Origin of the sequence: Streptomyces sp. NPDC101237 (assembly GCF_044767465.1) — a bacterium.
Lineage (GTDB): Bacteria > Actinomycetota > Actinomycetes > Streptomycetales > Streptomycetaceae > Streptomyces > Streptomyces gramineus.
In genome coordinates this window covers 22171-44538 of sequence record NZ_JBIWNY010000040.1, presented here as the reverse complement: position 1 = coordinate 44538, position 22368 = coordinate 22171, and the positions used below count along the sequence as shown (strand labels likewise).

Genomic DNA, 22368 nt, shown 5'->3' with positions numbered 1-22368 from the left:
GGGGAGTCGGGGGCGCGCGTGGGGGCCGCCGTGGGGTGTCAGGGCCGCGGTGCGGGGGGAGTGACGGGTGCGTGGCTCACGGGCGGGCCGGGGTCGGCCGGCAGCCGGTCGGTGAGGAAGCCGTAGGCGCGCCGCAGCTCGGGGTCGGTGACCGACCGCCACCAGCGGTCGACGCCGTACCAGCCGGGGGCCGCGAGCGCGCCGCCGTGGTGGCCGACCGACAGACCGGCGGCCAGGACCGCGAACCGCAGCCGTTCGGCGAGCGGCCAGCCGGCGAGCGAGGCGGTCACGAAGCTCGCCCCGAAGACGTCCCCGGCGCCCGTCGTGTCCAGGACGTCCACGGCCAGGGCCGGGACCTCCGCGAACTCGCCGGTGGTCTGGTCGACGGCCACCGCGCCGTCGCCGCCGCGGGTCACCACGGCCACCGGGACCAGTTCGGCGAGCGTGCCGAGGGCCGCGACCGCGCTGTCGGTGCGGGTGTAGGCCATCGCCTCGGTCTCGTTGGGGAGGAAGGCGTGGCACAGGGCGAGCTGGTCGAGGAGGTCGCGGGACCACCGCTGGGTGGGGTCCCAGCCGACGTCGGCGTGGATCCGGGTGCCGTTCGCGGCGGCCTTGGCGATCCACTCGCGGGGTTCGGCCTCCAGGTGGACGAGCGCCGTGCGGGCCGCGGGCGGATCACCCGTCAGGACGTCCTGCGAGTACGGCGGTTCGCCGCCGTGGGTGACCAGGGCCCGGTCCCGGCCGTGGGCGAGGGCGACGGTGACCGGCGTGGGCCAGCCCGTGGCGGTCCGGGACAGGGAGAGGCCGACGCCTTCCTGGCGGCCCAGCACCTCCCGGCAGTGCACGCCGTAGAAGTCGTCGCCGAAGACCGTGGCCAGTTCGGTGCGCAGGCCGAAACGGGATGCCGCCACCGCGAGGTTCGCGATGCCGCCGGGGCCGCAGCCCATGCCGGCCGTCCAGACCTCCTCGCCCGGTGCCGGCGGCTTCCCGAGGCCCGTGAGGACGAGGTCGTAGAAGAGGAGACCGGTCAGCAGCACGTCGGGTATGTCGTCGTCCACACGCCACCCTCTCGTCAAAACCCGTCAATTTCGATGACGGAATCGTGCGCTGCCGCGCGAGATTGGTCAATACACGAGCAGAACTGAGCATAGAAATGATTGAAGATGACGAGTACTGTTCCTCGCGTGCTGGCAGAACGACGACATCAACTCATCCTGCGGGCCCTGCGTTCGGGCGGTCCCGCGGCCGTGACCGACCTCTCCGAGCAGCTGGGCGTGAGCCCCGCGACCGTCCGGCGCGACCTGCTGAAGCTGGAGGAGGAAGGGCTCCTCACGCGGGTGCACGGCGGTGCCGTCGCCGACGAGGGCGACCAGCCCTTCGCCGAGGTCGCCGAGGTGCGGGTCACGCAGAAGGACGCCATAGCGGCCCGCGCCGCCGCCCTGGTCGCGGACGGCCAGTCGGTCCTCCTGGACATCGGCACCACCGCCTACCGGCTGGCCCGCCAGCTGCACGGCCGGCGCCTCACCGTGATCACCAGCAACCTGGTGGTCTACGAGGAGCTGGCCGACGACGAGGGCATCGAACTGGTGCTGCTCGGCGGCGTGGTGCGCCGCGAGTACCGCTCCCTGGTCGGCTTCCTCACCGAGGACAACCTGCGCCAGCTGCACGCCGACTGGCTCTTCCTCGGCACCAGCGGAGTGCGGCCCGGCGGCCAGGTGATGGACACGACGGTGGTCGAGGTGCCGGTCAAACGGGCGATGATCAAGGCGAGCGACAAGGCCGTCCTGCTCGCCGACGCCGCCAAGTTCCCGGGTACGGGCATGGCGAAGGTCTGCGGTCCCGAGGACCTGGACATGGTGGTGACCGACGCGCCGGTCGACCCGGTGACCCGGTCCGCCCTGGAGGAGGCCGGTGTCGACGTGGTCCTGGCAGGAAAGGCTCAAGCGTGAAACTGACGATTCTCGGCGGTGGCGGATTCCGCGTGCCGCTCGTGTACGGCGCGCTGCTGACGGACCGCGGCGAGGGCCGGGTCACCGAGGTCGTGCTGCACGACCTCGACGCCGGCCGGCTGTCCGCGGTCGCCCGGGTCCTGGCCGAACAGGCGGCCGGCGTCCCCGGCGCCCCCGCGGTGACCGCCACGACCGACCTCGACGAGGCCCTGCGCGGGGCCCGCTTCGTCTTCTCCGCGATCCGCGTCGGCGGCCTGGCGGGCCGGGCCGAGGACGAGCGGGTGGCGCTCGCCGAAGGCGTCCTCGGGCAGGAGACGGTCGGCGCGGGCGGGATCGCCTACGGACTGCGGACCGTCCCCGTCGCCGTCGACATCGCCCGCCGGGTGGCACGCCTGGCCCCCGAGGCCTGGGTCATCAACTTCACCAACCCCGCGGGACTGGTCACCGAGGCGATGTCCCGGCATCTCGGCGACCGCGTCATCGGCATCTGCGACTCGCCGGTCGGCCTCGGCCGCCGCATCGCCCGGGTGCTCGGCGCGAAGGACCCGGGCGAGGCCTGGATCGACTACGTCGGCCTCAACCACCTCGGCTGGGTCCGCGGCCTGCGCATCGCGGGCCGCGACGAACTCCCGCGCCTGCTGGCCGACCCCGGCCTGCTCGGCTCCTTCGAGGAGGGCAAGCTCTTCGGCGCCGACTGGCTGCGCTCCCTCGGCGCGATCCCCAACGAGTACCTGCACTACTACTACTTCAACCGCGAGGCCGTCCGCGCCTACCAGCAGGCCGAGAAGACCCGCGGCGCCTTCCTGCGCGACCAGCAGGCGCAGTTCTACGAGGCGGTCGCCGAGCCCGGCGCGAAGGCCCTCGACGTCTGGGACCGGACCCGTGCCGAGCGCGAGGCCACCTACATGGCCGAGAACCGGGAGACCGCGGGCGCGGGCGAGCGCGACGCCGACGACCTGTCCGGCGGCTACGAGAAGGTGGCCCTGGCGCTGATGCGGGCCATCGCCCGCGACGAACGCACCACCCTGATCCTCAACGTCCGCAACCGCTCCACCCTCTCCGCGCTCGACGGCGAGGCCGTCATCGAGGTGCCCTGCCTGGTCGACGCCAACGGCGCCCACCCGGTCGCCGTCGATCCGCTGCCCGCTCACGCCACCGGTCTCGTCTGCGCGGTCAAGGCCGTCGAGCGCGAGGTGCTGGCCGCGGCCGACTCGGGCTCCCGCGCGACGGCCGTGAAGGCGTTCGCGCTGCACCCGCTGGTCGACTCGGTGAACGTCGCCCGCCGGCTGCTGGAGGGGTACACCGAGGTCCATCCGGGGCTCGCGTATCTTAGGTGACCAGCCGTACGGAAAGCGCTTTCCACACCTCTTCTGGAGACTTCCATGCACGACGAACGCCGCCGGATCGAGGAGCGCGTTGCACGCCTCCACGACCAGCGCATCAAGCCCGCGGTGCACGCGGCCGCCGTTCCCTTCGAGGTGTCCGCCTGGCAGGCTCCCGGTGAGCCGGTGCCCTTCGAGGAGGCCGCGGCCGCCCCGTACGAGCCGTTCGCGACGGGCACCCCGTGGGGCCCGCCGTGGGGCACCACCTGGTTCCGGATGCACGGCCGGGTCCCCGAGGAGTTCGCGGGCCGCCGGGTCGAGGCCGTCATCGACCTCGGCTTCGTCGGCGACTGGCCCGGCAACCAGGCCGAGGCCCTGGTCCACCTCGCCGACGGGACCCCGCTCAAGGCGGTCAACCCGCTCAACCAGTACGTGCGGATCGCCGACCCCGCGACCGGCGGCGAGGTCGTCGACTACCTGGTCGAGGCCGCCTCCAACCCCGACATCCTGGCGAACGACTTCGCCGCGCCGACCCCGCTCGGCGACGTGCTGACCGCCGGCCACGAGCCGCTCTACACCTTCCGGCGCGCCGACATCGCCGTCCTGGACGAGGAGGTCTTCCACCTCGACCTCGACGTCCAGGTGCTGCGCGAGCTGATGCTGGAGCTGGGCGAGCACGACCCGCGCCGGCACGAGATCACGCACGCCCTCGACCACGCCATGGACCTGCTCGACCTGGACGACGTCGCCGGCTCCGCCGCCGCCGTCCGCGCGGCGCTGAAGCCCGCGCTGTCCAGGCCCGCGCACGCCAGCGCGCACCGCGTCTCCGGCGTCGGTCACGCGCACATCGACTCGGCCTGGCTGTGGCCGATCCGCGAGACCAAGCGCAAGACCGCCCGCACCTTCTCCAACGTCACCTCGCTGGCCGAGGAGTACGAGGAGTTCGTCTTCGCCTGCTCGCAGGCCCAGCAGTACGAGTGGGTGCGCGACAACCACCCGCGGGTCTGGGCGAGGATCCAGGAGTCCGTCAAGAAGGGCCAGTGGGCGCCGGTCGGCGGCATGTGGGTGGAGTCCGACGGCAACCTGCCCGGCGGCGAGGCGGTCGCCCGCCAGTTCGTGCACGGCAAGCGGTTCTTCATGGAGCACTTCGGCATCGAGACCAAGGGCGTGTGGCTGCCGGACTCCTTCGGCTACAACGCGGCCTACCCGCAGATCGCCAGGCTCGCCGGCAACGAGTGGTTCCTCACCCAGAAGATCTCCTGGAACCAGACCAACAAGTTCCCCCACCACACCTTCTGGTGGGAGGGCATCGACGGCACCCGCATCTTCACGCACTTCCCGCCCGTGGACACCTACAACGCCCGCTTCAGCGGCGAGGAGATGTCCCGCGCGGTCCGCAACTACGCCGAGAAGGGCGGCGCCACCCGCTCGCTGGCCCCCTTCGGCTGGGGCGACGGCGGCGGCGGCCCGACCCGCGAGATCATGGAGCGGGCCCGCCGGCTGAAGGACCTGGAGGGCTCCCCGCGCGTCGAGATCGAGCACCCGGACGCCTTCTTCGCCAAGGCCCGCGCCGAGTACGAGGACGCGCCGGTCTGGGTCGGCGAGCTGTACCTGGAGCTGCACCGCGCCACCTACACCTCGCAGGCCCGCACCAAGCAGGGCAACCGGCGCAGCGAGCACCGGCTGCGCGAGGCCGAGCTGTGGGCCACCACGGCGGCCCTGCACGCGCCGGGCTACCGCTACCCGCACGAGAGGCTCGACCGGCTCTGGAAGACGGTCCTGCTCCACCAGTTCCACGACATCCTGCCGGGCTCCTCGATCGCCTGGGTGCACCGCGAGGCGGAGGCCGAGTACGCCCGGGTCGCCGCGGAACTGGAGACGCTGACCGCCGAGGCGCTGGCGGCGCTCGGCGACGGCCCGGCCCGGGTCTTCAACACCAGCCCCCACGACCGCGCCGAGGTCGTCCGGGACGCCGCGGGCACACCGGTGTACGTCGAGGTCCCCGCGAACGGCAGCGCCCCGCTGACCGCCGCCGCCGAGGCGCCGCGTCCGGTGACGGCCGAGGGCAGGGTCCTCGACAACGGACTCGTCCGCGTCGAGGTCGCCGAGGACGGCACCCTGTCGTCGGTGTACGACCACCGGGCCGGCCGCGAGGTCCTCGCCGGCCAGGGCAACCTGCTGCGCCTGCACACCGACCTGCCCAACTACTGGGACGCCTGGGACGTCGACAAGCACTACAAGAACCGCTACACGGACCTGCTGGACCCCTCCGGGATCACGGTCGCCGAGGCCGACCCGCTGATCGGCTCGATCCGCGTCACCCGCCCCTTCGGCAACGGCTCGACGATCGTCCAGACGATCACGGTCCGGGCCGGCAGCCCGCGGGTCGACTTCGAGACGGACATCGACTGGCACGAGGCGGAGAAGTTCCTCAAGGCCGGGTTCCCCGTGGACATCCGCGCCGCGCACTCCTCCGCGGAGATCCAGTTCGGCCACGTCCAGCGGCCCACGCACCCCAACACCAGCTGGGAGGCGGCCCGGTTCGAGGTCTCCGGCCACCGCTGGGTGCACCTCGCCGAGCCCGGCTACGGCGTCGCCGTCGTCAACGACTCGACGTACGGCCACGACGTCTCCCGCACGGTCCGCGAGGACGGCGGAACGACCACCACGGTCCGCCTCTCCCTGGTCCGTGCCCCGCGCGTCCCGGACCCGGGCGCCGACCAGGGCCGGCACCGCATCACCTACTCGCTGCTGCCCGGCGCGAGCATCGGGGACGCGGTCGCCGCGGGCTACGCCCTCAACCTCCCGCTCCGGGTGGCCGAAGCGGCGGGCGCCCCGGAACCGGTCGTCTCCGTCCTCGGCGAGGGCGTGACCGTCGAGGCGGTCAAGCTCGCCGACGACGGCTCCGGCGACGTCGTGGTCCGGCTCTACGAGTCCCGCGGCGGCCGCGCCCGGGGCGTGCTGCGCACCGGCTTCCCGCTCGCGGGCGCCCAGGTCACCGACCTGCTGGAGCGCCCCCTGGAGGACGCCACGGCCCACGACGGCACGGTGCCCGTGGAGCTGCGCCCGTTCCAGATCCTCACCCTGCGGCTGCGGAGGGGCTGACCCCATGGCCGTGCCACCCTGGTTCACCGACGCCAAGCTGGGGATCTTCGTGCACTGGGGCATCTACGCCGTCGACGGGGTCCAGGAGTCCTGGTCCTTCTACGACGGCGTCGTGCCGCACGAGCGGTACATGTCCCAGCTGGAACGGTTCACCGGCGCCCGCTACGACCCGAGGGCGTGGGCGGACCTGTTCGCCCGCGCCGGCGCCCGGTACGCCGTGCTGACGAGCCGTCACCACGACGGGGTCGCCCTGTGGGACACCGCGTACGGCTCCCTGAATCTCGGCAGGGACTACCTCGGGCCCTACGCCGAGGCCCTGCGAGAGAGGGACCTGAAGGTCGGCCTCTACTACTCGCACTCCGACTGGAACCACCCCGACTACGCCTCCACGCGCAAGCCGGGCCGCCCGCCGGAGCAGGAGGACAACCGCTACTCGGAGGCGGCGGCCGGGCACGAGGACCCGGCCGCCTGGGAACGCTTCCTCGCCTACCGCGACGGTCAGGTGACGGAACTGGCCGCGCGGATCCGGCCGGACCTGATGTGGTTCGACGGGGAGTGGGAGCGCAGCGGGGAGCAGTGGCGGATCCCCCGACTGGCCGCGCTGATCAGGTCCTACGTCCCCGACGTCGTCTTCAACGCGCGGATGCTCGAAGAGGGCGACTACGCCACGCCCGAGCAGGGCGCGCCGGTCGTGCCGCCCGACGGCCCGTGGGAGCTGTGCCTGACGATCAACGACTCGTGGGGGTACCAGCACCATGATCACAACCACAAGTCCCTGGCCCAGCTGATCCGGTACTTCACCGAGACCATCGGCGGCGGCGGAAACCTGCTGCTCGACGTCGGCCCGACGGAGGACGGCACCGTCCCGCCGCCGCAGGCGGAGCGGCTGGAGGGGCTGGGGGAGTGGATCCGGCGGCACGCCGAGGCGGTGTACGGCACCGGGCGCGGGCTGCCGGCCGGGCACCACTACGGGCCCAGCACCCTCTCGGCCGACCGGCGCACCCTCTACCTCGTCCTGTTCGACGCCCCGCGGGCCGAGATCGGCGTCCGGGGCCTGGCGACGGCGGTCCGCGGGGTCACCGTGCTCGGCACCGGGACCGCACTCGGCCACCGGGTGGTCGGCGGACTGCACGAGGCGGTCGGGGTGCTGTGGATCGACCCGCCGGCGGCGGCCGACCTCGACCCGTACGCCACGGTCCTCGCCGTCGAGCTGGACGGGGAGCTGGCCCTGTACCGGGGATCGGGCCGGTTCTGACGGGAAGGACGTCACTGTCGACAAGACCCCACCGGCCACCCTCGTCCGGCCCCGGCCGCGTCGACGGTGGCCCGGCGCCCATGTGATCACCTACGGGGACCTCACCGCCGAACCGGAGCGGATCCCCCGCGAACTGTGCGCGTACCTCGGCGTCCCGTGGGAGAGCGGCATGCTCGACCACGGCAGGAAGGACCACGGCACGTTCAGGCCGCGCGCCGAGCCGACCCGCCGGCCGGACTCCCGCCCCGGCCGGCGGGGATGGCGAGGGCGTGGGGGTACCCGGTCCAGGGCACCCCCACGCCTCCCGCCTCGTCTCCGCTCAGCCGGTGAAGCCGGCCGTGATCGAGGTGAACTGCCAGGTGTTCTGGCTGATCCCGGAGCAGTTGCTCACCACGCCGCCGCCCGCGCAGCCGCGGTCGCGGTTCACGGCCCAGAAAGCGAGCCGGGCGATGTGGTGCGTGTTGCCCCAGTCGCGGATCTGCGTCCAGATCGCCGGGGTCGTGGTCTCCTGCTGGTCGGACAGGCCGTTCATGCCGGAGATCCCGATGTGCGCGTAGGCCGTCGCGTCGTCCCACCCGAAGGTGGACTTCAGCTTGGTCTTCAGCCCCTCGGCCGCCGCCACGGTGTTGCCGTACATGTCGGCGCCGCCGCCGAAGTCGAACGGCATGATGGTGAAGACGTCGATGTTCGTGCCGAGCGACTGCGCCTGCTCGATGAGCCGGTTGCCGTAGTACGTCGGCCCGGTGGTGGACGTGCCGAAGGTGACGATGGTCCGCAGGCCGGGGTTGTTGGCCTTGACCGTCCTCAGGGCGGTCAGGATCTTCGCCTGCACGGCCTCGTTCTCGAACTCGTCCGTGTTCTCGATGTCCATGTCGACGGACTTGAGCCCGTAGGCGTCGATCACCTTCTGGATCGCTCCGGCCAGCGCGCTCGCCGAGGAGCAGTTGGCGCCGAGCTTGCTGCCCTGCCAGCCGCCGAACGACGGGGTGACGTCACCGCCGCCCGCCCGGATCTGGTTGATCGCGCTCTGGTCGGCGCCGCCGGTCAGCGGCCGGCTGCCGTCCCAGGCGGGCGTGCAGCCGCCCGAGTCGAGCATGAAGGCCATGGTGAAGTTCTTGATGCCGGTCGCGCTCATCACGGTGGACGGGCTCGGCGGGTCGCCCCAGCCCTCGTACAGGTAGGGTGCGGCCTGCTTGAACCCGGTGCCGCCGCCGGTGCCGGCGTCGGTCGTGACGCTCACCGCGTTGGAGGCGGCCGAGACGTTGCCCGCCGCGTCACGGGCCTTCACGGTGAAGGTGTACGCCGTGCTCGCGGACAGCCCGCCGACCGTCGCGGACGTGCCGGAGACGCTCGTCGCCAGGGTCGACCCGCGGTAGACGTCGTAGGCCGTCACCCCGACGTTGTCCGTCGCGGCCGACCACGACAGGGACACGCTCGACGAGGTCTTCCCGGTGGCGGCGAGGTTCGCCGGCGCGGTGGGCGCCTGGGTGTCGGAGCCGCCGCCGCCGGGCCCGTCGAGACTGATGTCGTCTGCGTAGTAGGTGCCCTGCGCGTACCAGCCGTGCACGTAGATCTGGGCGCTGGTCTGCGAGGCCCCGGTGGTGAAGGAGACGCTCAGCTGGCTGTACTGGGACGGCGAGCTGGTCCAGGTGGAGGCGCCGCCGGTGACCCCGAGGTAGACGTAGGAGCCGCGCACCCAGCCGCTGAGCGAGTACGTGGTGTTGGGCTGCACGGCGACGGTCTGGGTGCACTGGGCGGTGTCGCTGGAACTGACGGCCCCCGCGAGGGCCTTGGACCCGCCGTGCACCGGCGAGGACACGACCGAGCCCAGGTTTCCGGTGCAGGACCAGGGTGACAGGCTGCTCGACTCGAAGCCGGGGTTGGTGAGGACGTTGGCCGCCTGTGCGGTACCGGGAAGCGCGATGGCTCCGGCGAGCGCGAGGGTGGCGGAGCCGAGCAGTGCGAGGAACCGACGTCTGGGACGTCCGAGTGAGTTGCGCACGCGATCTCCCTGCGGGAATGGGGGTGTTCGGGAGTTGCACGGAGGTGCGAGGACAGTGCGAAAGGGGTGCGCAATAAAAATGGTATGGACCAATCGAGCTGTCAAGGATGCGGGCGTCGATTGGTCCGTACCGATGGGACGACGTAGCAGGCGCCCGAGCCTCCCGCGCGGGGCAGCCGTGCGGGCGCGGGCGACCGCGACGCGTCCGGCGTCCGGCTAGAGCGGCAGTACGGCGGCCGCGGCCTCGACCGTCTCCACCTCGACGGGCACCGACGGCGCCAGCACCACGTCGGCCTCCTCCCGTGCGGCCGGCACGGACGGCAGGACCGGACGCGGCCCCGACACCACCGCGTAGTCCTGTCCGAGGAACGGCGGCTCGATCGCCCCCGGGTCCTCACCCAGCGCCAACTGCACCGCCGCCCAAGGCGCGTTGACGCCACAGAGCGAGAGCTGGTGCAGGCCGCCGGCGGGCCGGGTGTTGACGTCGAGCAGCACCGGCTCGTCGCCGTACATCCGGAACTGGATGTTGGACAGGTAGTGCAGTCCGAAGCCCTCGGCGATCAGCCGGGCCGGCTTCAGCCAGCTCTCGTCCAGGGTGAAACCACGGCGGCGGCCGTTCTTCGTGCGGCCCACCGCCATCCGGACCCGGTTGTCGGGACCGGTGAGGCAGTCCACCGACACCTCCGGCTCCTCCAGCCGCGGCATCACCAGCCAGTCCACCGGCTCGTCGGCCCGGCGCAGCGCGTCGAGCACCAGGTCGAGCTGGACGTAGGGCCCGGGGAACCCGTTGAGGTGCACGAGCGAGAAGGGCGCGCGCGTGATCACCCGGAACCCGACACCGCCCGCACCGGCGGCCGGCTTGAAGCAGGCCTTGTGGCCGTCCGCCTCCAGCGCCTCGACCGCGGCGACCAGTTCGTCCGCCGTGCGGACCCGCCACCACGGCGGCACCGGGACCCCGACCGCGCCGACCGCCTCGTAGGCGGTCGCCTTGTCCTCGAAGACGGCGGTCGCCTCCCGCGTCGGCGCCAGCAGCGCCGTACCGGCCGCCTCGAAGTCGGACCGGTGGGCGACGATCGCCGACTGGTGCAGCCGGGGCACGAAGACATCGATGCCACGACGCCGGCACTGGTCGAGCGCGTACTCGACGTACCCGGCCGGGGACAGGCCCTCCGGCTCCAGGTCGGCGGTGTCGGCGGCGGCCAGCACGGGGGAGTCGGCGTCACCGTGCGTCGCATGGATCTCGACCGCCCGGTCGCTGGGATTTCTCCGCAGCTGATCCATGAAGAACACGTTCTCCGCGTACGTGCGGTTGAGCCAGACGCGTACGCGAGAGAGCATGCAGGCCGCCTTTCGGGCATTTTCGGGCAGGACTCAGGGGCCCGTGCCCGGGCAGGGTGGTTGGAGGGTCACCAAACCGCCCTGGACGAAGGGAATTTCGTGGCGGTGGTGTTGGAGGGATCATACGGCTTTCAAGGGGCCCCGCGTGCAACGCCCGTGTTACGGATTCCCCGGGACCGTCCACACGCGTTTTCCCGCGCCGTCCACGGCGGTTTCCTTGACGGACGGCCGCCGACCGGCGACCCGTCGCGGACCGGCCGCCCGAAGACCGCGGGAGGACCGCCGAAAGACCGGCGACAGGCCGACAGGTCCCCTTGTTCCGCCGCCCCGTCATGTGCTGAGGTGGGTGGCGACGACATGATCGGAAGGGGTACGGGGTGGAGTCCACGGCCGGTGCCGGACAGTTGCTGGCCATCAGCGACCTGCACATCTCGTACCCGGAGAACCGCGAGCTCGTCGAGAAGATGCGCCCTGGGACGGACCACGACTGGCTGATCGTGGCCGGTGACGTCGCGGAGACCGTCGCCGACATCCGCTGGGTGCTGGAGACCTTCGCCGGCCGCTTCGCCAAGGTGCTGTGGGCCCCCGGCAACCACGACCTGTGGACCCACCCCAAGGACCCGGTCACCCTGCGCGGCGTCGCCCGCTACGAACACCTCGTCGCCCTCTGCCGGGAACTCGGCGTGGTCAGCCCCGAGGACCCCTATCCCGTCTGGGAGGGCCAGGGCGGACCGGCCGTGGTCGCCCCGCTCTTCCTCCTGTACGACTACTCCTTCCTGCCGGCCGGCTGCACGACCAAGGAGGAGGGCCTCGCCTACGCGCACGGCACCGGCATCGTCTGCAACGACGAGTACCTGCTGCACCCCGACCCCTACCCGACCCGCGAGGACTGGTGCCGGGCCCGGGTCGAGGCCACCGAGCGCCGGCTCGCCGAGCTGCCCGAGGACCTGCCGACCGTGCTGGCGGCCCACTACCCGCTGGACCGGCACCCCATGGACGTCCTGTGGTACCCCGAGTTCGCCATGTGGTGCGGCACCACCCGCACCGCGGACTGGCACCGCCGGTTCCGTGTCGACACCATGGTCTACGGTCATCTGCACATCCCCCGGACCACCTTCCACGACGGCGTCCGGTTCGAAGAGGTCTCCGTGGGATACCCCCGCGAGTGGCGCAAGCGACCCCAGCCGCCGGGCACGCTGCGCCGCATTCTGCCGATGGAGGTCAAGACCGGTGATCGAGGAGCTGCTCCCGGAGTCGGTGGTGGCCGTGGAGATGCTCGGTGACGAGGCGATCCGCGAAGCCCCCCTCTACCCCGAGGAGGCGGCGCTCGTCGCCCGTGCCGTGCCCAAGCGCCGCCGTGAGTTCTCCGCCGTGCGCGCCTGCGCCCGGCGCGCCATGGAGAAGCTCGGGGTCCCGCCGCAGCCCGTCCTGACCGGCGAGCGCGGCGCACCGCGCTGGCCGGACGGGCTGGCCGGCAGCATGACCCACTGCGAGGGCTACTGCGCCGCCGCCCTGGTCCGCGCCACCGATCTGGCCTCCCTCGGCATCGACGCCGAACCGCACGCCCCGCTGCCCGAGGGCGTCGCGGAGGCCGTCCTGCTGCCCTCGGAGCAGCAGCGGCTCGGCCGGCTCGCGGCCGAGCGGCCCGACGTGCACTGGGACCGGCTGCTGTTCAGCGCCAAGGAGTCCGTCTACAAGGCGTGGTTCCCCCTCACCGGGATGTGGCTGGACTTCATGGAGGCCGACATCGAGCTGGCCGCGGAGCCCGGCGGGCGGCGGCACGGCACGCTGCGCGCCCGCCTGCTGGTCCCCGGCCCCGAGGTCGGCGGGCAGCGGCTGCAGGTCTTCGAGGGCCGCTGGAGCGTGGGAAGCTCCCTGCTGACCTCGGCCGTGGTCGTGCCGCACCCCTGACGTCGGCCCCGGGCACGCCGTGCCGGCTCAGGTGGGCGGGCACCAGTCGTGCAGGAGGCGGAAGAACGCCTCCTCGTTGCCGGCGAGCCCGGCGCGGTCCAGGGCCTGCTCCGCCTCGGCCAGCACGGCGGGCGGGACCAGGAACGGGCGCGGGGTGGTGTCCGGCGGGCCGTCGAAGGCGGCGCGGACGGTGTGCAGCAGTCGCAGGTAGGCCTGGACGGCGGTGCGCTCACGGTCGGTCAGTACGGCGGTGGGCATGGCTCGGCTCTCCCCGTCGGTCGTCACGGTCCCGCGCCCGGACGGCGCGGCCCGCACCGCGTGTGCGGTGCGCACCCACCAGCTTGCCGCCCGCCACTGACAACGCCTCGCCGCTCCGCCTCGGTTCGCCCGCTCAGCCGACTGTGGACCGCCGTCGCCCACCGCGCTGAGGGAACGTATCCTCGCCCGTGCGGCAACGGAATCCGGCCCTGAAGGGCTCACTTGCCCGGATAGCCCAGCGAGGCCTCGATGCGTCCCGCCACGTCGTGCCGCCGCACCGGACCGCGCAGGGCCGAACCCACGAGCCAGGTCCGGCATTTGCTGGCCAGCAGCAGTCCGAAGGTCTCCGCGTCCTGCTCCTCGGCCTGGTCGAATCGGGTGCGGGCGGCCATCCGCCGGACGGCGGCCTGGACCGCGGCCCGGTCGGTGCCCGCACCGCCGCCGGTCCCCTCGTCCACGAGCCGAGCCGCCACCGCGATCCCGTCGACGTCGTGGCCGTGGTGGTCGGCGTGCATGTGCCACAGCTCGTGGCCGAGGATCACCAACTGATGGTCGGGCGCGGTGCGTTCCTCGACCACCACCAGGTCCCGGTCGGTCAGGTCGAGCCACAGGCCGCTGGCCGTGCCGGGCGGGAAGACGGCCGTACGGAAGAGGACCGGGCGGCCGCGGCGGCGGCTCATCGCATCGCACAGCGCCCGGTACAGCTCCTGCGGCGCGCTGGGCGCGGGCAGGGTCAGCTCCCCGACCAGCTCGCCGCTCAGCCGGCGCATGTCCCTGCCGATGGCCATGTCTTCGTGGTTCTCCTGTTCCCTCTCGGCTCACGACTCGGGTCGCTTGACGCTCTCCAGGAGCATGTCCAGCCATTCCGCGACCTTGTCGCGGTGCTGGTCGGTGGGGAGCTGGGCGGCCCGCCAGGCGATCCCGCGCACCCCGTGGTCCTGCAGCAGCCGCTCCAGCGGGTCCGCCGCGGCCTCGGCCGCCGCCCGCTCCCGGTCGGCGAGCTTCTGCAGCAGCTCCTGCTCGACGCGCTGCAGGGCACCGGCCAGCGCCTCCGGGTCCGCGGCGGTGAGGAACCCGGCGTGCACCCGGAAGAACCGCTGGAGGGCGTCGCAGTGCTCCATGGTGGGCCGCCGGTCGCCGTTGAGCAGGGCACCGGCCTGCTGCCGGGACATGCCGGCGCCGTCGGCGATCTCCTGCTGGGTGTGCTTGCGGCCGTTGGGCTTGAGGCGGGTGCGGCGCAGCAGGTCCAGGCGTTGCAGGAAGCGTTCCTGCACGTCGGGTTCGCCCGCCGGCCGGCCGCCGAGCAGGGCCTTGACCACGGGCTCGGGGACCCCGCACGCGTAGGAGAGCCGTCCGATGTCGAAGACCTCGGCGTACGCCACGCCGAGCCGGTCGGCGAGCGCGGTGACGCGGGAGACGACGGCCGGCAGCTGGGCGGTCGCCGTGGCGCCCGGATCCTCGTAGCCATCCGTCACCGACAGAACTCCTACGTCTCTCAGAGGGATCAGAGGCCTCGCTCGTGCGGTCGCCGGGGACCGCCCGGCGTGAACCTCCCGGAGATTATCGGTTCGTTCGAACTCACATCCAGGTGTCGCCACAACTGTGGCCAATTTCGGCCGTCAACAGGCATGAAATGCCACGATAGTTGACATGCCTCTGGGTGGGGCAGCAGGATCACATCGCCGCGAGAAGGCCGCATAGGCAAGAGGGGTGACCTCCCGATGGCATATCAGGCAGGTGGGCGGCGACCGGCGCCGCGACCCGTCCCCGAGAGTCTTGAGGCCCAGGCATATCTGCAGGACTACGCGCTGCTGCTGGACGCGCTTCCCTTCCCGTCCCTGGTGGTGGACCACCGCTGGGACGTGGTGCTGGCCAACGACGCGTTCGAGACACTTTTCGGGGCGGTCGCCCCGCATCCCACCGCCATGCCGGGGGACAACTTCCTCCGGTTCGTCCTGTTCCACCCGGATGCCGGTACGGTCCTCGGCGCGCACGAGTCGGGCTGGTGCCTGCCGATGCTGGCCCAGTTCAAGACCACGCTGGAGCGGTACGGCCACGACCACGAACTCCAGTCGGTCCGCCGGGACATCGCCCTGGACCCGATCATGGAGGCGGCCTACCGGCACGGCCTGCCGCACTGGCTGCGCGCGGTCGGCGAGGAAGGCGCCCGGCTCGACGGCGCCGTCCGGCCGGTGCTGCACCCGGACCCGCTGCTCGGCGCCACCGAGTGCCGGGTGGTCGGCGAGACCCCGAGAACCCTTGAGGACATGGGCTACGCGCGTTACACCCTGGTGCTGCGCTCCGTGCCCCGGCCCGCCGCCCCGCGCCGCTCCCGCCGCCCCGGCGGCCTCGGTGCCCATCTGACCGTCGTGCCCGCCACCGACGCCTGACCCGGCACCGCCGGCGTTCAGGTCGCCGACGGCGCCGGGCCGGACGCCTCCTCCGGCTCCGGCCCGCCCCTCACCCGCCCCGCGTGCGGCGGCCGGCGCCTCACTCCGCGGCCACCGCCAGGACGAGCGGCACGCCCCGGCAGGGCACCAGCCGCAGCGCGCCGAACAGCCCCGGACGGCCGCTCTCCAGCACGGCGGCGAAGTCCGGGCCCCTGGTCAGGGAACCGGCCAGATGCGCCGGATCCGCGGACGCGGCCACCCGGCCGCGCGCGTTGACCAGCCGGGCGGGGCCGGGCAGCGTCCGCAGCAGCGGCAGCGCGGCCGCCTCGAAGTGCCGCAGGTACACGTCGGCGGCGGCCACGCCCAGGAAACGGCCCGCCCGTTCCACCGGGGCCGACAGGGTCAGGCTGTACTCGTCCGAGCAGAGGTAGTCGACGTACGGCCCGGCCACCGCCCGCCGCCCGGTGTCCCGGGGCAGCGTGAACCAGTCCCAGTGCGTGTAGTCGGAGTAGGCCGAGGTGCGCGGGTCGAGGTCGAGCAGCAGCGGTCGTACGTCCCCGGCGGCGTCGCTCTGCCACCACTCCAGCCAGGCCGGGACGTCGGCCAGCAGTCCCGGGGCCGCCACGAAGCCGACGCCGGAGACCAACTCCTGCCGGGTCAGGCGCAGATGGAGCCCGGGGCGCAGGGCCGCGAGGTCCGCGGTCACCGGCCGGCGGCCCTGGTCCGCGACCCGGGCCAGCAGCGCGGCGGTGTCGGCGCGGGTCTGGGCGACGGCGTCGAAGACCGCCTCCAGGGCGTGACCGACCCGTTCGGCCACGTACTGCTCGGCGGTGTCCGCTGTGGTGGCCACGGAGGTGAAGGGGACGGTGCCGCGGCTCATGCTGCCCTCCGGCGGACGGGGGAGCGGGCGCGGCGCCGCTACAGGGTCAGCCGCAGGGCGATGAGCCGCGCAGTCGAGTCCCGCACGCACCGCTCGGCCAGCTCCCTGGCCGATGCGTCCGCCCCATCCTGCACCGCCGAGATCACGGACCGGTGACGGTCCGCCACCTCTTCACGATATTCGTCGTCGCCGAGCACAAGGCACAGCAGCGCCCCCATCTCCGTCTGGAGCGCGACCTGTTCGCGGGTGAGCCGGGCCGACTGGGCGGCCGCGGCCAGTTCCACCTGGAAGCGGCCGTACAGCCGGCAGCGGGCCGAGGCGTCCCCGGCCCCGCGCAGCTCCGCGGTGGTCCGGCGGAGCTGGTCCAGGTCGGGGTCCTCGGTGCGCCGGGCGGCGAGGTGCGCGGCGGTGCCGGACAGGGCCGCCCAGTGGTCGCCGAGATCGCGCAGTTCCTCGGGGCTCCAGCCGCGCAGCCGCTCCAGGAGCCGGTCCCGGCCCGGGGTGTCGGGCAGGGCGACGAAGCTGCCGCCGCCGCGGCCCCGGCGGGTGACGACCAGCCCCTGCTGGCGCAGCGCCATCAAGGCCTCCCGCAGGGTCACCGTGGACACCCCGAGCTGTCCGGCCAGTTCGGTCTCGCCGGGCAGCTGCTCCCCGTCGGCGAGCAGGCCGAGTTCGATGGCGTCGCCGATCCGGCGTACCACCGCGTCCACCCGGGCGCTGCTGTCCACCGGGGCGAAGACGGCCTTTCGGGCGCCGCCGTCCGTCTGCTGCTGTTCCACGGGCCACCACCCTATGCGTTGACCCAAGCTTTACCTCGGAAGGGTCTTGAGCTTTGAACTATGACTTCATATCTTTCCGATCATCACGGTCAACGCAAGAGCGCGTCAGAAAGGTTCCCGCCCATGCAGGCCAGCGCGATCCGGTTGCGGGATCTGCGGAAGTCGTTCGGCGGCACCAGCGCCGTGGCAGGGGTCGACCTGGACATCCGCGACGGCGAGTTCTTCTCGATGCTCGGCCCCTCCGGTTCCGGCAAGACCACCGTCCTGCGCCTGATCGCCGGATTCGAGACCCCGACCTCGGGCGCGGTCGAACTCGCCGGACAGGACGTCACCCGCCGCGCCCCCTTCGAACGGGACGTGCACACCGTCTTCCAGGACTACGCCCTGTTCCCGCACATGAACGTCGAGCAGAACGTCGCCTACTCCCTCAGGGTCCGCAAAGTCCCCAAGGCCGAACGCCTGGTCCGGGCCCGGAAGGCGCTCGCCGAGGTCCGCCTCGACGGCTTCGGCGCCCGCCGCCCCGCCCAGCTCTCCGGCGGCCAGCGCCAGCGGGTCGCCCTCGCCCGCGCCCTCGTCGGACGCCCCCGCGTCCTGCTCCTCGACGAACCCCTCGGCGCCCTCGACCTCAAGCTGCGCGAGCAGATGCAGCTCGAACTCAAGTCGCTGCAGCGCGAGGTGGGCATCACCTTCGTCTTCGTCACCCACGACCAGGAGGAGGCCCTGACGATGAGCGACCGCGTCGCCGTCTTCCACCAGGGCCGTATCGAACAGGTCGGCACCCCGGCCGAGATCTACGAACGCCCCGCCACCGCCTTCGTCGCCTCCTTCGTCGGCACCTCCAACCTGCTCACCGGCGAGGCCGCCGTGCGCGTGCTCGGCGAGAGCGGCACCCACAGCGTCCGGCCCGAGAGGATCCGGGTGCTGAGGGAGGGCGCGGAGCCGGGCGGACCCGACCACGCCGACGCCGTGGGCACCGTCGCCGAGGTGGTCTACCTCGGCGACGCCACCCGCTTCCTGGTCGACCTGGACGGCGGCGGCCGGATGACCGCGCTCCAGCAGAACCTCGACACCTCCGCCGAGGACGTCGCCGCCTACCGCGGCACCCGCGTCCGGCTGCGCTGGCAGCGCCGGCACACCGTCCACGTCCCCGGCTGACCCGCCGTCCCGCACCACCGTCCCCCGCCCCCTGGCACCTCTGGCATCCCTGGAGTTCGTCGTGCGCCTCATCCGTCCCCGCGCCGCGGCCGCCGTCGCCGCGCTGCTGCTGGCCGCCACCGCCTGCGGCTCCTCCGGCTCCGGCTCCTCCTCCGGACTCAACCCGCCCGACCTCGAACCCCTCGCGAAGCTCGGGAAGGGCGAGGGCGCGGTCAACCTGATCGCCTGGGCCGGCTACGTCGAGGACGGCTCCGACGACCCCAAGGCCGACTGGGTCAGCGACTTCGAGAAGCAGACCGGATGCCAGGTCCACTCCAAGGTCGCCGCCAGCTCCGACGAGATGGTCAAACTGATGAAGACGGGCCAGTACGACGCCGTCTCCGCGTCCGGCGACGCCTCGCTGCGCCTGATCGCCTCCGGCGACGCCGCCCCCGTCAACACCAAGCTCGTACCGAACTACAAGGACGTCTTCAGCGGCCTGAAGAACGGCGCCTGGAACTCCGTCAAGGGCCGGATGTACGGCATCCCGCACGGCCGCGGCGCCAACCTCCTGATGTACAACACGCAGAAGGTCAGCCCCGCGCCCACCTCCTGGTCCGCGGTCTTCGACGACGCGGCGAAGTACCGGGGCCATGTCACCGCCTACGACTCGCCGATCTACATCGCCGACGCGGCCCTGTACCTCAAGGCCGCCCAACCCGAGTTGAAGATCGAGAACCCCTACGCGCTGGACCAGAAGCAGTTCGACGCGGCCGTCGCCCTGCTCAAGAAGCAGAACGCGGACATCGGCGAGTACTGGAGCGACTACCTCAAGGAGATCTCCGCCTTCAAGAGCGGCGACTCCGTGATCGGCACCAGCTGGCAGGTGATCGCCAACCTCACCGCGGGGGAGGGCGCGAAGGTCAGGGCCTTCGTGCCCCGGGAGGGATCCACCGGCTGGTCCGACACCTGGATGGTCTCCGCCAAGGCCAAGCACCCGACCTGCGCCTACAAGTGGCTCGACTGGATCGTCTCGCCGAAGGTCAACGCCGAGGTCGCCGAGTACTTCGGCGAGGCCCCGGCCAACTCCAAGGCCTGCGACCTGACCAGCGACAAGAGCTTCTGCGCGACCTACCACGCGGCCGACGAGAACTACTGGAAGAACATCGCCTTCTGGAACACGCCCATCGAGCAGTGCCTGGACGGCCGCACCGACGTCAAGTGCGTCCCGTACGCGAAATGGGTGCAGGCCTGGACCGAGATCAAGGGCTGAGCCATGACCGTGCTCACCCGGACCGCGGGGGCGCTGCACCGGCGCCCCCGGCTCCGCCTCGCCCTGCTGCTGACCGCCCCGCTGCTGTGGCTCGCCGTCCTCTACCTGGGCTCGCTCGCGGTGCTGTTCGTCTCCGCGTTCTGGACGACGGACTCCTTCACCTCCGAGGTGGTGAAGGTCTGGTCGGCCGACAACTTCCACCAGCTGTTCACCACGCCGGTGTACCGGCAGGTGGTCCTGCGCAGCGTCGGCGTCGCCCTCGCGGTGACCGTCCTGTGCGCCGTGATCGCCTTCCCGGTCGCCTTCTACACCGCCCGGGTGGCGAGCCCGCGGCTGCGCCCGCTCCTGGTGGTCGCCATCCTCACCCCGCTGTGGGCGAGTTACCTGGTCAAGGTGTACGCCTGGCGGCTGATCCTGTCCGAGGGCGGGCTCGCCGACTGGCTGCTGAAACCGCTGGGGCTGAGCGGGCCCGGCTACGGCCTGCCGGCCACCGTGCTGGCCCTGACCTACCTGTGGCTGCCGTACATGATCCTGCCGGTCCACACCGCGCTGGAACAGCTGCCGGGCAACCTGCTCGACGCCTCCGCCGACCTGGGAGCCCGCGCCGGCCGGACGTTCCGGTCCGTGGTGCTGCCCATGGTGCTGCCGTCCGTCGCCGCCGGGTCGGTCTTCACCTTCTCGCTCAGTCTCGGTGACTACATCACCGTGCAGATCGTCGGCGGCAAGACCCAGCTCATCGGCAACCTCGTCTACGCCAACATCGAACTCAACCTGCCCCTGGCCGCCGCCCTCGCCACCGTCCCGGTCGTCGTCATCGTGCTGTACCTGTTCGCGATGCGCCGCACGGGCGCGCTGAGCAGCCTGTAGAGGAGCCCGCCGTGCAACTCTCCCGTTCCGCGCGGATCGCGGTGCGCGTCGCCGCCGGTCTCGGCTTCGCGGTGATCTACGTGCCGCTGCTGCTGGTCCTGGTCAACTCCCTGAACCCGGACCGCAGCGCGAGCTGGCCGCCGCCCGGCCTGACCACCCGCTGGTGGACGGCCGCCTGGCACAGCTCGGGCGCCCGCGAGGCCCTGTGGACCTCGGTGCGGGCCGGACTCGGCGCCACCGCGATCGCCCTGGTCCTCGGCACCCTGATCGCCTTCGCGGTCGCCCGCCACCGCTTCTTCGGCCGGGGTGCCCTCTCCTTCGTGGTCGTCCTGCCGATCGCGCTGCCCGGCATCGTCACCGGCATCGCCCTCAACTCGGCCTTCAGCACCGTCCTCGCGCCGCTCGGCGTCGGACTCGGCCTGTTCACCGTGGTCGTCGGGCACGCCACCTTCTGCGTGGTGATCGTCTTCAACAACGTCGCCGCCCGGCTGCGCCGCGCCTCCGGCAGCTACGAGGAGGCGGCGGCCGACCTCGGCGCCGACACCTTCCGCGCCTTCGCCGACGTCACCTTCCCACTGGTGCGCTCGGCGCTGCTCGCGGGCGGGCTGCTCGCCTTCGCGCTCTCCTTCGACGAGATCGTGGTCACCACCTTCACGGCCGGCCCCGGCGTCCAGACCCTGCCGCTGTGGATCTACGACAACATGACCCGGCCCCAGCAGGCGCCGGTGGTGAACGTGGTGGCGGCCGTGCTCGTGCTGCTGTCGGTGCTCCCGATCTACCTCGCGCAGCGGCTGTCGGCCGACACGGCGACCGGCAGCCGCGTCTGACCCCGGCTCCGCCGGCCCGCGATCCGGGCTCCCCGGCTTACGCAAGCTGCTTGCGTAAATTGCGCTACCCTTGCGCTCATGACACGACGACTTGCGGAAGTAGCCAAGAAGGTCGGGGTCAGCGAGGCCACGGTCAGCCGGGTGCTCAACGGCAAGCCCGGGGTCTCCGAGGCCACCCGGCAGGCGGTGCTCTCGGCCCTGGACGTCCTCGGCTACGAACGCCCCACCCAGTTGCGCGGCGAGCGTGCCCGGCTCGTCGGTCTGGTCCTGCCGGAGCTGCAGAACCCGATCTTCCCAGCCTTCGCCGAGGTCATCGGCGGCGCGCTCGCGCAGCTCGGGCTCACCCCGGTGCTGTGCACCCAGACCAAGGGCGGGGTCTCCGAGGCGGACTACGTGGAGCTGCTGCTCCAGCAGCAGGTCTCCGGCGTGGTGTTCGCCGGCGGTCTGTACGCCCAGGCCGACGCGCCCCACGACCACTACCGGCTGCTCGCCGACCGCAACATCCCGGTGGTGCTGGTCAACGCGGCCATCGAGCACCTCGGTTTCCCGGCCGTGTCCTGCGACGACGCGGTGGCGGTGGAGCAGGCCTGGCGGCACCTCGCCTCCCTCGGGCACGAGCGCATCGGCCTGGTCCTCGGCCCCGGCGACCACGTGCCCTCCGCCCGCAAGCTCGCCGCCGCGCGGGCCATCGCCGAGGTTCCCGAGGAGAACGTGGCCCGCGCGATCTTCTCCATCGAGGGCGGTCACGCGGCCGCGTCCCGGCTGATCGACCGGGGTGTCACCGGCATCATCTGCGCCAGCGACCCGCTCGCGCTCGGCGCGATCCGGGCGGCTCGCCGCAAGGGGTACGAGGTGCCCTCACGCATCTCCGTCGTCGGGTACGACGACTCGGCCTTCATGAACTGCACCGAACCTCCGCTCACCACCGTCCGCCAGCCCATCGAGGCCATGGGCCGCGCGGCCGTCGAACTGCTGAACGTGCAGATCGGCGGCACCGCCGTGCCGCCGGAGGAGCTCCTGTTCGAACCGGAACTGGTGGTCCGCGGTTCCACAGCGCAAGCGCCCAAGGTCTGATTCA

20 protein-coding genes are annotated in these 22368 nt (G+C 72.4%); 12 read left to right on the top strand and 8 right to left on the bottom strand.

Annotated features, from left to right (window positions below; genetic code table 11):
* Window positions 1-38 precede the first annotated feature (38 nt).
* Window positions 39-1058 (bottom strand): carbohydrate kinase family protein, encoded by a 1020-nt coding sequence (locus ACIRQ9_RS37305; protein ID WP_404184223.1) that lies wholly within the window; start codon window positions 1056-1058, stop codon window positions 39-41.
* Between the two features lie 126 nt (window positions 1059-1184).
* On the opposite strand from ACIRQ9_RS37305, the gene ACIRQ9_RS37300 reads away from it, so the two are divergent.
* The 4 genes from ACIRQ9_RS37300 to ACIRQ9_RS37285 are packed head-to-tail and all read left to right on the top strand — an operon-like array spanning window position 1185 to window position 7631.
* Window positions 1185-1949 (top strand): DeoR/GlpR family DNA-binding transcription regulator, encoded by a 765-nt coding sequence (locus ACIRQ9_RS37300; protein WP_404184220.1) that lies wholly within the window; start codon window positions 1185-1187, stop codon window positions 1947-1949.
* Window positions 1946-3286 carry a 6-phospho-beta-glucosidase gene (locus ACIRQ9_RS37295; RefSeq protein WP_404184217.1) on the top strand — a complete coding sequence of 447 codons (1341 nt, stop codon included), beginning with the start codon at window positions 1946-1948 and terminating at the stop codon, window positions 3284-3286. Before ACIRQ9_RS37300 ends, ACIRQ9_RS37295 begins: the two co-directional genes overlap by 4 nt.
* A gap of 45 nt (window positions 3287-3331) precedes the next feature.
* Window positions 3332-6376, top strand: coding sequence for an alpha-mannosidase (locus ACIRQ9_RS37290; RefSeq protein WP_404184214.1), 3045 nt, complete (start codon window positions 3332-3334; stop codon window positions 6374-6376).
* A gap of 4 nt (window positions 6377-6380) precedes the next feature.
* Window positions 6381-7631: an alpha-L-fucosidase gene (locus ACIRQ9_RS37285; RefSeq protein WP_404184211.1), complete on the top strand. Its 1251-nt coding sequence runs from the start codon at window positions 6381-6383 to the stop codon at window positions 7629-7631.
* A gap of 319 nt (window positions 7632-7950) precedes the next feature.
* Here the strand turns inward: ACIRQ9_RS37285 and ACIRQ9_RS37280 are convergent, their stop codons facing one another.
* Both ACIRQ9_RS37280 and ACIRQ9_RS37275 read right to left on the bottom strand, forming a co-directional pair.
* Window positions 7951-9633, bottom strand: a complete 1683-nt coding sequence (locus ACIRQ9_RS37280; protein ID WP_404184208.1) for a carbohydrate binding domain-containing protein — start codon at window positions 9631-9633, stop codon at window positions 7951-7953.
* Between the two features lie 216 nt (window positions 9634-9849).
* Window positions 9850-10971, bottom strand: coding sequence for an ATP-grasp domain-containing protein (locus ACIRQ9_RS37275; RefSeq protein ID WP_404184205.1), 1122 nt, complete (start codon window positions 10969-10971; stop codon window positions 9850-9852).
* Window positions 10972-11348: 377 nt separating this feature from the next.
* On the opposite strand from ACIRQ9_RS37275, the gene ACIRQ9_RS37270 reads away from it, so the two are divergent.
* Together ACIRQ9_RS37270 and ACIRQ9_RS37265 are read left to right on the top strand one after the other, a co-directional pair.
* The gene (locus tag ACIRQ9_RS37270) at window positions 11349-12254 is read left to right on the top strand and encodes a metallophosphoesterase family protein (protein WP_404184202.1); all 906 of its coding nucleotides are present in this window, start codon (window positions 11349-11351) and stop codon (window positions 12252-12254) included.
* The gene (locus ACIRQ9_RS37265; protein WP_404184199.1) at window positions 12202-12882 is read left to right on the top strand and encodes a 4'-phosphopantetheinyl transferase; all 681 of its coding nucleotides are present in this window, start codon (window positions 12202-12204) and stop codon (window positions 12880-12882) included. Before ACIRQ9_RS37270 ends, ACIRQ9_RS37265 begins: the two co-directional genes overlap by 53 nt.
* A 27-nt stretch (window positions 12883-12909) precedes the next feature.
* On the opposite strand, the gene ACIRQ9_RS37260 is transcribed toward ACIRQ9_RS37265, so the two are convergent.
* From ACIRQ9_RS37260 to ACIRQ9_RS37250, 3 genes are all read right to left on the bottom strand, one after another.
* A complete protein-coding gene (locus ACIRQ9_RS37260; RefSeq protein ID WP_404184196.1) occupies window positions 12910-13140 on the bottom strand; it encodes a hypothetical protein in 231 nt (76 codons plus the stop codon).
* Between the two features lie 218 nt (window positions 13141-13358).
* Window positions 13359-13928, bottom strand: coding sequence for a toxin-antitoxin system, toxin component (locus ACIRQ9_RS37255; RefSeq protein WP_404184193.1), 570 nt, complete (start codon window positions 13926-13928; stop codon window positions 13359-13361).
* A gap of 30 nt (window positions 13929-13958) precedes the next feature.
* Complete coding sequence (locus ACIRQ9_RS37250) at window positions 13959-14615, bottom strand: helix-turn-helix domain-containing protein (RefSeq protein ID WP_404184190.1); 657 nt, start codon at window positions 14613-14615, stop codon at window positions 13959-13961.
* A 246-nt stretch (window positions 14616-14861) separates the two neighbouring features.
* On the opposite strand from ACIRQ9_RS37250, the gene ACIRQ9_RS37245 reads away from it, so the two are divergent.
* The gene (locus tag ACIRQ9_RS37245) at window positions 14862-15530 is read left to right on the top strand and encodes a hypothetical protein (protein ID WP_404184187.1); all 669 of its coding nucleotides are present in this window, start codon (window positions 14862-14864) and stop codon (window positions 15528-15530) included.
* 100 nt (window positions 15531-15630) lie between these two features.
* Here ACIRQ9_RS37245 and ACIRQ9_RS37240 read toward each other — a convergent pair whose 3' ends face one another.
* Window positions 15631-16410: a cache domain-containing protein gene (locus ACIRQ9_RS37240; protein ID WP_404184184.1), complete on the bottom strand. Its 780-nt coding sequence runs from the start codon at window positions 16408-16410 to the stop codon at window positions 15631-15633.
* Window positions 16411-16448: 38 nt separating this feature from the next.
* Complete coding sequence (locus tag ACIRQ9_RS37235; protein WP_404184181.1) at window positions 16449-17189, bottom strand: FadR/GntR family transcriptional regulator; 741 nt, start codon at window positions 17187-17189, stop codon at window positions 16449-16451.
* A 123-nt stretch (window positions 17190-17312) separates the two neighbouring features.
* On the opposite strand from ACIRQ9_RS37235, the gene ACIRQ9_RS37230 reads away from it, so the two are divergent.
* The 5 genes from ACIRQ9_RS37230 (at window position 17313) to ACIRQ9_RS37210 (ending at window position 22364) form a co-directional block, all read left to right on the top strand.
* Entirely contained in the window at window positions 17313-18344 is a 1032-nt protein-coding gene (locus tag ACIRQ9_RS37230; RefSeq protein ID WP_404184178.1) for an ABC transporter ATP-binding protein, read from the top strand.
* 61 nt (window positions 18345-18405) lie between these two features.
* On the top strand, window positions 18406-19596 hold the full coding sequence (locus ACIRQ9_RS37225) for an ABC transporter substrate-binding protein (RefSeq protein ID WP_404184175.1): 1191 nt from the start codon (window positions 18406-18408) through the stop codon (window positions 19594-19596).
* Window positions 19597-19599: 3 nt separating this feature from the next.
* Window positions 19600-20463: an ABC transporter permease gene (locus ACIRQ9_RS37220; RefSeq protein WP_404184172.1), complete on the top strand. Its 864-nt coding sequence runs from the start codon at window positions 19600-19602 to the stop codon at window positions 20461-20463.
* Window positions 20464-20474: 11 nt separating this feature from the next.
* Entirely contained in the window at window positions 20475-21290 is an 816-nt protein-coding gene (locus ACIRQ9_RS37215) for an ABC transporter permease (RefSeq protein WP_404184169.1), read from the top strand.
* A 78-nt stretch (window positions 21291-21368) separates the two neighbouring features.
* On the top strand, window positions 21369-22364 hold the full coding sequence (locus ACIRQ9_RS37210; protein WP_351314784.1) for a LacI family DNA-binding transcriptional regulator: 996 nt from the start codon (window positions 21369-21371) through the stop codon (window positions 22362-22364).
* Window positions 22365-22368: the final 4 nt, after the last annotated feature.